Raw genomic sequence first — 9039 nt, 5'->3', positions numbered from 1 at the left:
CCAGCGCTGGCGCGATTTAGCCCCGACATAGCCCCACTGTTCGTCCATTTCCGCGCAGACGATGACGTCACTGCCCGGCTGTATGCGCGAGGTTACCGACTGCGGCCTGAGTTTTTTAAGTGACGTAAAATCGTGTTGAGGCCAACGCCCATAATGCGGGCTGTTGCCCGGCATCCAACGCCATTCATGGCCATATCAATGATTTTCTGGTGCGTACCGGGCTGAGAGGCGGTGTAAGTGAACTGTAGTTGCCATGTTTTACTGCAGTGAGAGCAGAGATAGCGCTGATGTCCGGCGGTGCTTTTGCCGTTACGCACCACGCCTTCAGTAGCGGAGCAGGAAGGACATCTGATGGAAATGGAAGCCACGCAAGCACCTTAAAATCACCATCATACACTAAATCAGTAAGTTGGCAGCATTACCTATGACTCGAATAGCACGAAAGATTCACTCGCTTACGCTATCGCCCCGCTTCCGACTTCATCTGCTGGCGGACTTTTTTTCGCACTACGTTTACGCGGTGCAGCCTTTTTCTTATCAGCACTGCCACCACTGCCCGGAGCCACAATGCCGCGAAACTGCCGCACCGGCGTACGTTTGGCTTGATCAATAAGCTGATATAGCGTCCCCACCAGCGGCTGCATAAAGTCCTGATAGCGACACTGCTTTTCGCTGATTTGCGTCAGCACCGATTCCCAGTGCGCGGTCATGTCCGGTCGCGTCGCCATCTCCGGCAGCGAATGGAATAGCGCTTTTCCGGCGTCGGTGGAGTGGATATAGCGCCCTTTTTTGGTCAGGAAACCACGCTTGAACAACAGTTCAATAATCCCGGCACGCGTTGCCTCTGTCCCCAGACCATCGGTCGCACGGAGGATCTTTTTCAGATCTTTATCCTGCACAAAGCGCGCGATCCCGGTCATCGCCGAAAGCAGTGTTGCATCGGTAAAATGGCGCGGCGGCTGGGTTTGCCGCTCTACCACTTCACCTTTTTCACACAGCAACTCATCGCCTTTCGCCACCACAGGCAGTGGCGTGCCGTCGTTTTCTTCATCGCGCTCTTTGCTGCCTAACAGCGTGCGCCAGCCTGCTTCAGCAAGAAAACGCGCTTTAGCGACAAATTTGCCTTTGGCAATGTCCAGTTCGATAACACACTTGCGGAACACCGCATCCGGGCAGAATTGCATCAGATACTGACGGGCAATCAGGTTATAGACCTTCGCTTCGTTCTCCGTCAGGTTGATCGCAGAACTCCGTGCGGTCGGAATGATGGCGTGGTGCGCATCGACCTTTTTGTCATCCCAACAGCGGTTGCGTATATCTGGATCTACCACTGGCTGCGGCAACAGATCCGGTGCATGAACACTGATGGCATTCATCACCGCGTGGCGTCCGGCAAAATGTTCTTCTGGCAAATAGCGACAATCAGAACGCGGATAAGTGATTAGCTTGTGCGTTTCGTACAGTTTCTGGCAGATATCAAGCACGTTCTGCGCACTCAGACCAAAACGTTTTGCCGCTTCAATCTGCAACGCTGAAAGCGAAAAAGGCAGCGGCGCGGATTCTGATTCCCGTTTATCGTTATAGCTGGTGACAATAGCCGGTTGACCACTAATGCGGTTAACCACATGCTCCGCCAGTGGACGATGTAACAAGCGCCCTTCTTCATCCTGGTACGGTTCACACGCTTCGCTCGGTTGCCAGATAGCGGTAAACCGCTCATCGGCAGGTGTCACGATATGTGCTTTGACTTCAAAGAAGTCTTTCGCCACGAAGTTTTCAATCTCTTCATCGCGGCGCACCACCAGCCCAAGCACGGGCGTCTGCACGCGTCCCACGGAAAGTACGCCCTGATAACCGGCATTGCGACCGAGAATGGTATACGCACGGGTCATATTGATGCCGTACAGCCAGTCGGCACGCGCTCGCGCCAGCGCAGAAACGCACAGCGGTACAAACTCACTGTTGGAACGAAGACGGTCGATCGCCCGCTCAACCGCCTGCGGGTTCAGGTCGTTTATCAAGCAACGCTGTACCTGCTGGCGCTTTTCCGGTGCCAGTTGCAGATAGTCCAGCACTTCATCCACCAGCAATTGCCCTTCACGATCCGGGTCCCCGGCGTGAACGATTTCGCTGGCTTCATGCAGGAACCGTTTGATGACGTTAAGTTGTTTGGTCACGGAGGGTCGGGGCTGTAATTGCCACTTTTCCGGGACAATCGGCAAATCCGCAAGATTCCAGCGCGCATAGCGGCTGTCGTAGGCGTCTGGCTGCGCCTGCTCAAGCAGGTGACCGATACACCAGGTCACCACCTGACCATTACCGCACTCGATAAAGCCATCGCCTTTCCGGTGCGGTTTGGGCAGGACATCAGCAATGGCGCGCGCCAGACTCGGTTTTTCGGCAATAAACAACCGCATTGAATTAACGAATCTCAACCATGGCACGACCGCCGCGCGCTGGCACCAGTTCGCCAATTGCCGTCAGTTCAATGCCAAACTCGGCGGCTGTAGCTTTGACCTCATTTTCTGCTTCCGGCATGACCGCCAGCAGCAAACCGCCAGAAGTTTGCGGATCACACAGCAGATCGCGCACTTCACGCGGCATTTCACCCATCAGATGACCGTAGCTGGCAAAGTTACGTTCAGTGCCGCCAGGTACTGCGCCCAACTTAATGTACTCTTCAACACCGGGGAGTTTCGGGATCGCTTCATAGTCGACGCGTGCCTGCACACCAGCCCCCTGACACATTTCGCTCAAGTGGCCCAGCAGACCAAAGCCCGTAACGTCGGTCATCGCTTTTACGCCTTCGATGTTGGCAAAGGACGCGCCTGCGATGTTCATCCGGCACATCACTTCCGTCGCCAGTCCCTGATGTTCTGGTTTCAACAGTGATTTTTTCTCAGCCGTGGTAAGAACGCCGATCCCCAGCGGTTTCGTCAGGAACAGTTTGCATCCGGCTTGTGCGGTACTGTTTTTCTTCACCCGCTCGGTCGGTACGATCCCCGTTACCGCCAGACCAAAAATCGGCTCCGGCGCATCGATGGAGTGACCGCCAGCCAGCGCAATACCCGCCTGACGACATGCATAGCGTCCACCTTCGGTCACTTCGCGGGCAATTTCTGGGGAAAGTTTGTTAATCGGCCAGCCGAGGATCGCAATCGCCATAATCGGTTTGCCCCCCATCGCGAAGATATCGCTGATGGCGTTAGTCGCCGCAATGCGGCCAAAATCGAAAGGATTATCAACGATCGGCATAAAGAAGTCGGTGGTACTGATAACGCTGGTGCCATTGCCCAGATCGTACACCGCCGCATCGTCGCGGGTTTCATTACCCACAAGCAAATTCGGATCAACAAACTTCGCCTGCTCACTATGCAGGATGGTTTCCAACACTTTTGGGGAAATTTTACAGCCGCAACCAGCTCCGTGGCTGTATTGGGTCAAACGAATCGAGTTCTCGCTCATGGACATCTCCTGTCAATGCAATCCGGGTATGGTAACCCTCATTCCGTGAAGTGATAAGTGAGAGTGTCTGAATTCCTGCGCCTTTGCTCACAATCCAGACAGTTTCGCGACAATTATCAGAAATAAGTTACAAACGGCGTCGGGTCCGGGACGTTAATCGACGTAGATGCTTTCAGCTGCGGCGTACCGAGGTAGAGAAAACCGACAATTTTATCCTGCTCACGGCAACCGAATGCTTCACGCACTACCGGACTTTCAGTTAATGCGCCACTGCGCCAGATGCCGCCAAACCCCTGGGCAACTGCTGCCATTTGCATCGCCATGACCGCGCATCCGGCAGACATTTCCTGTTCCCAGCGCGGGACTTTATGATTCTCTTCGCATTTCGCCACCACCGTGATGATGAGCGGTGCGCGGAACGGCGCATTACGGGCTTTGTCGATAGCTTTGTCATCACTACCGGCAGCAATCGCCCCCTGTTCCAGTACGGCGCTGAAACGCTCGCGCCCTTCCCCTTCAATCACAAAAAAATGCCACGGTTGCATGGACTTATGGTCCGGCGCACGCATACCCGCACGCAGGATGTTTTGCAGTTGTTCACCCGTTGGCGCGGGTTCAGCCAAGCGGGAGGCGCTACGGCGATTGATCAATAGTTCGAGTGCATCCATTTGATTAACTCCTGTCGTGATATTTATTCACAAAATTAACACGAGAGTGGATTTTGTTACAGCACAGTCCGCAATTCCTGCTGACAAGTACCGGTTGGGTCATTACGATAACCACATCTATTGCGCCTGTGACAGGTGTGACCTTAAGTTGGGAGAATACATGCGAACCCTTTGGCGATTTATTGCCGGATTTTTTAAATGGACGTGGCGTCTGCTGAATTTCGTCCGTGAAATGGTACTTAACCTGTTCTTTATTTTCCTCGTACTGGTTGGTGTGGGGATTTGGATGCAGGTCAGTGGTGGTGATTCGAAAGAAACGGCCAGTCGTGGCGCACTGCTGCTGGACATTTCTGGTGTGATCGTCGATAAACCCGACAGTTCTCAGCGGTTTAGTAAATTAAGCCGCCAGCTGCTTGGTGCCAGTTCCGATCGTCTGCAGGAAAACTCACTGTTTGATATCGTCAACACTATTCGCCAGGCGAAGGACGACCGCAATATCACCGGTATTGTGATGGATCTGAAAAACTTCGCAGGCGGCGACCAACCGTCTATGCAGTACATCGGCAAAGCTCTGAAAGAGTTTCGTGACAGCGGGAAACCGGTTTATGCCGTTGGCGAGAACTACAGCCAGGGGCAATATTATCTCGCCAGTTTCGCCAATAAAATTTGGCTGTTTCCGCAAGGCGTGGTTGATCTGCACGGCTTTGCCACCAACGGTCTGTACTACAAATCGTTGCTGGATAAGCTGAAAGTTTCCACCCATGTGTTCCGCGTGGGTACGTATAAATCTGCCGTTGAACCGTTTATTCGTGATGATATGTCACCGGCAGCCCGCGAAGCTGACAGCCGCTGGATTGGTGAGCTGTGGCAAAACTATCTGAATACTGTTGCCGCTAACCGGCAGATCCCTGCTGAGCAGGTATTCCCTGGCGCGCAAGGGTTGCTTGAGGGGTTAACCAAAACCGGTGGCGATACCGCGAAATATGCACTGGAAAACAAGCTGGTCGATGCACTGGCATCGAGTGCGGAAATCGAAAAAGCACTGACCAAAGAATTCGGCTGGAGTAAGACTGATAAAAATTATCGCGCCATCAGTTATTACGATTACGCATTGAAAACGCCGGCAGATACCGGTGACAGCATCGGTGTCGTCTTTGCTAATGGCGCAATTATGGATGGCGAGGAAACTCAGGGGAATGTTGGCGGTGATACCACTGCGGCACAAATCCGCGACGCTCGCCTTGACCCGAAAGTGAAAGCGATTGTCCTGCGTGTTAATAGCCCAGGCGGCAGCGTTACCGCGTCTGAAGTGATTCGCGCTGAACTGGCAGCAGCCCGGGCAGCGGGTAAGCCTGTGGTTGTATCGATGGGCGGCATGGCGGCATCTGGTGGTTACTGGATTTCCACGCCAGCTAATTACATTGTGGCTAACCCCAGCACCCTGACCGGTTCTATCGGTATCTTCGGCGTGATCACCACCGTAGAAAATAGTCTGGATTCGATTGGTGTTCATACCGATGGTGTCTCAACTTCACCGCTGGCAGATGTTTCTATCACCAGGGCACTGCCGCCGGAAGCACAGCAGATGATGCAGTTAAGCATTGAGAATGGCTATAAACGCTTTATCACGCTGGTTGCTGATGCGCGTCATTCGACGCCGGAGCAGATTGATAAAATCGCCCAGGGCCACGTCTGGACCGGTCAGGATGCAAAAGCTAACGGGCTGGTCGATAGCCTCGGGGATTTCGATGATGCAGTTGCCAAAGCAGCAGAGCTGGCAAAAGTGAAACAGTGGCATCTGGAATACTACGTTGATGAACCGACCTTCTTCGACAAAGTGATGGACAACATGTCTGGTTCTGTCCGGGCAATGTTGCCAGATGCGTTCCAGGCCATGTTACCTGCACCGCTGGCCTCGGTAGCCTCTACTGTTAAAAGTGAAAGCGACAAGCTGGCCGCGTTTAACGACCCACAAAACCGTTATGCGTTTTGCCTGACCTGCGCCAACGTGCGTTAAGTCTTGTACTGAGTGGCCGACAGATCGTCGGCCACATTATTTTTTACGTCGACGAATCCTCTTCCCGCTGTCTCGCCCCATATTTCCTTATCCGCATAGTATCAGGTGCGCTCCTCCTGCCTCACGTATATACTTTTGCTCTTTCGATATCATTCATATCAATATCATGCAAAAGAAATCAATTTACGTCGCCTACACGGGCGGGACCATCGGGATGCAGCGTTCCGAGCAGGGTTATATTCCGGTGTCAGGTCATCTACAACGCCAACTGGCGCTGATGCCGGAATTCCATCGCCCGGAGATGCCAGATTTCACCATTCATGAATATACGCCGTTGATGGATTCTTCTGATATGACTCCAGAAGACTGGCAGCATATTGCTGAAGATATTAAAGCGCACTATGACGACTATGATGGTTTTGTCATTCTGCACGGCACCGATACGATGGCATATACCGCCTCTGCGCTGTCGTTCATGCTCGAGAATCTCGGTAAACCAGTCATTGTGACAGGGTCACAAATCCCGCTAGCTGAGTTACGCTCTGACGGACAAATTAATCTGCTGAATGCGTTGTACGTTGCGGCGAATTATCCGATCAACGAAGTAACGCTCTTTTTCAATAACCGATTGTATCGCGGCAACCGCACTACCAAAGCCCATGCCGATGGTTTTGATGCGTTTGCCTCTCCAAACCTTCCTCCGTTACTGGAAGCAGGTATCCATATTCGTCGTTTAAATACGCCACCCGCCCCGCACGGTGAAGGGGAATTAATCGTTCATCCAATCACCCCACAACCAATTGGCGTAGTGACGATTTATCCAGGGATTTCTGCTGACGTCGTGCGCAATTTTCTGCGCCAACCGGTGAAAGCATTGATTTTGCGCTCCTATGGCGTGGGTAATGCGCCACAAAACAAAGCCTTCTTGCAGGAATTACATGAAGCCAGCGATCGCGGTATTGTGGTGGTCAACCTGACACAATGTATGTCCGGTAAAGTGAACATGGGTGGTTATGCCACCGGTAACGCCCTCGCCCATGCCGGCGTTATTGGCGGTGCAGATATGACTGTAGAAGCCACGCTAACCAAACTGCATTACCTGCTGAGCCAGGAACTGGATACTGAAACCATTCGCAAGGCCATGAGCCAAAACCTGCGCGGCGAACTGACGCCGGATGATTAAGGAGACTGCAATGCCCCCTCGCGCCCTGTTACTGGTCGATTTACAAAATGATTTCTGTGCTGGTGGCGCGCTCGCCGTGCCGGAAGGTGACAGTACGGTGGATGTCGCTAACCGCCTGATTGACTGGTGCCAGTCGCGCGGTGAAGCGGTTATCGCCAGTCAGGACTGGCACCCGGCGAATCACGGCAGTTTTGCCAGTCAGCACGGTGTAGAGCCTTATACGCCAGGCCAACTCGACGGTTTGCCACAAACCTTCTGGCCAGATCACTGTGTGCAGAACAGTGAAGGCGCACAATTACATCCGTTACTGCACCAAAAAGCGATCGCAGCGGTGTTCCATAAAGGCGAAAATCCTTTAGTTGACAGTTACAGTGCCTTTTTTGATAACGGCCGTCGGCAGAAAACCTCTCTCGATGACTGGTTACGCGATCATGAAATCGATGAATTGATCGTTATGGGCCTGGCTACTGACTATTGCGTGAAGTTTACCGTGCTGGACGCGTTACAGTTAGGTTATAAGGTAAACGTGATTACCGATGGTTGTCGTGGCGTGAATATCCAGCCACAGGACAGTGCGCACGCGTTTATGGAGATGTCAGCTGCTGGGGCAACGCTATATACGCTGGCAGACTGGGAAGAGACACAGGGGTAATTTTACGCTGGCCTACAATTCTGTACTGGCATTGTAGGCCAAATAAAACACGTCAGTGGCACATCTGGCAATTGATGCCATCAACGAAAGATTTAATTCACCTCAGAAATCTCTTCCAACGACACCTTCCGCGTTTCGATGCCAAAAATGGAGAGAACCAGCGCACAGAGCAATAACATGACACCAAGTACTATAAACACCGTGATCGACCCATAATGTGTTAATAATGCCGCAACGCCATAGGGCGTGAAGACTGCGACGATCCGTCCGACGGCATTAACGAAACCCGAACCGCGCAGGCGTAAATGCGTTGGCCAAAGCTCCGGGATATAAACCGCCGACGCGAAGCAAACATACATGTATAAAAAGAAGATCATCACCAGGCCATAGATTAAAATCGCCCACTCTGTAGTCTGAATTGAATAGATATAGCCTAACACGGCAATAATAATAAGTAAGGTGGAGCCAAATAACCGACGAGGAAAATGATCAATAATTAATGCCGCAATAAATATTCCTACCGGAGCGCCAATCATAATAACAGCGGTCATTAATATTGATTTATCGACATCAATGCCGGAGTTAACAAATATGGTCGGTATCCATACGGTGATGGTATAAAGCGAAATGTTCATTGCAATTAAAACAGTAATCGCGACTAATGTACGTCGTAACATTTCACCTTTAAACAGGAGCCAGAAAGTACCCTTGATTACTTTAACTTTGCTGTTGCTCTGATACGAAGTAAGCGGGGGTAAACGAATACTCTTCTCTCTTTCAATTTGCTGCTCTACTTCACGAAGTTGGCATTCTGGGTAATGACTCCAACTTATTGATAGTGTTTTATGTTCAGATAATGCCCGATGACTTTGTCATGCAGCTCCACCGATTTTGAGAACGACAGTGACTTCCGTCCCAGCCTTGCCAGATGTTGTCTCAGATTCAGGTTATGCCGCTCAATTCGCTGAGTGTAACGCTTGCTGATTACGTGCAGCTTTCCCTTCAGGCGGGATTCATACAGCGGCCAGCCATCCGTCATCCATACCACGACCTC

General features: G+C 51.9%; 7 protein-coding genes and 2 pseudogenes. 3 read left to right on the top strand and 6 right to left on the bottom strand.

Annotation, left to right across the window (positions count from 1 at the left end):
• The 4 genes and pseudogenes from K0778_RS24130 to K0778_RS24115 all read right to left on the bottom strand — a co-directional run.
• Window positions 1-368: pseudogene (locus K0778_RS24130) on the bottom strand (IS1 family transposase); the annotation flags it as partial.
• An 87-nt stretch (window positions 369-455) separates the two neighbouring features.
• Window positions 456-2417 (bottom strand): DNA topoisomerase III, encoded by a 1962-nt coding sequence (topB, locus tag K0778_RS24125; RefSeq protein WP_001235800.1) that lies wholly within the window; start codon window positions 2415-2417, stop codon window positions 456-458.
• 4 nt (window positions 2418-2421) lie between these two features.
• Window positions 2422-3465 (bottom strand): selenide, water dikinase SelD, encoded by a 1044-nt coding sequence (selD, locus tag K0778_RS24120; protein WP_001295485.1) that lies wholly within the window; start codon window positions 3463-3465, stop codon window positions 2422-2424.
• A 116-nt stretch (window positions 3466-3581) separates the two neighbouring features.
• Window positions 3582-4133, bottom strand: coding sequence for an NAD(P)H nitroreductase (locus K0778_RS24115; protein WP_000339283.1), 552 nt, complete (start codon window positions 4131-4133; stop codon window positions 3582-3584).
• A gap of 160 nt (window positions 4134-4293) precedes the next feature.
• Between K0778_RS24115 and sppA the strand changes: the two genes are divergently transcribed.
• The 3 genes from sppA to pncA all read left to right on the top strand — a co-directional run bounded on the left by sppA (window position 4294) and on the right by pncA (window position 7985).
• Window positions 4294-6150, top strand: a complete 1857-nt coding sequence (gene sppA, locus K0778_RS24110) for a signal peptide peptidase SppA (protein WP_001459801.1) — start codon at window positions 4294-4296, stop codon at window positions 6148-6150.
• 166 nt (window positions 6151-6316) lie between these two features.
• Complete coding sequence (gene ansA, locus K0778_RS24105; RefSeq protein WP_001170157.1) at window positions 6317-7333, top strand: asparaginase; 1017 nt, start codon at window positions 6317-6319, stop codon at window positions 7331-7333.
• Between the two features lie 10 nt (window positions 7334-7343).
• The gene (pncA, locus tag K0778_RS24100) at window positions 7344-7985 is read left to right on the top strand and encodes a bifunctional nicotinamidase/pyrazinamidase (protein ID WP_001135066.1); all 642 of its coding nucleotides are present in this window, start codon (window positions 7344-7346) and stop codon (window positions 7983-7985) included.
• Window positions 7986-8077: 92 nt separating this feature from the next.
• Here the strand turns inward: pncA and K0778_RS24095 are convergent.
• Window positions 8078-8797 (bottom strand): annotated as a pseudogene (locus tag K0778_RS24095) (MFS transporter); the annotation flags it as partial.
• Window positions 8798-8814: 17 nt separating this feature from the next.
• Window positions 8815-9039, bottom strand: a 225-nt coding sequence (locus K0778_RS24090) for an IS1 family transposase (protein ID WP_024169623.1), incomplete at its 5' end; no start/stop codon positions are given.

The sequence above is a fragment of the Escherichia sp. XD33 genome, assembly GCF_019375075.1.
GTDB classification, from domain to species: Bacteria; Pseudomonadota; Gammaproteobacteria; order Enterobacterales; family Enterobacteriaceae; genus Enterobacter; species Enterobacter flexneri_A.
Note: the sequence above shows the minus strand (reverse complement) of the source record. Positions and strands in the feature narration are given on the sequence as shown.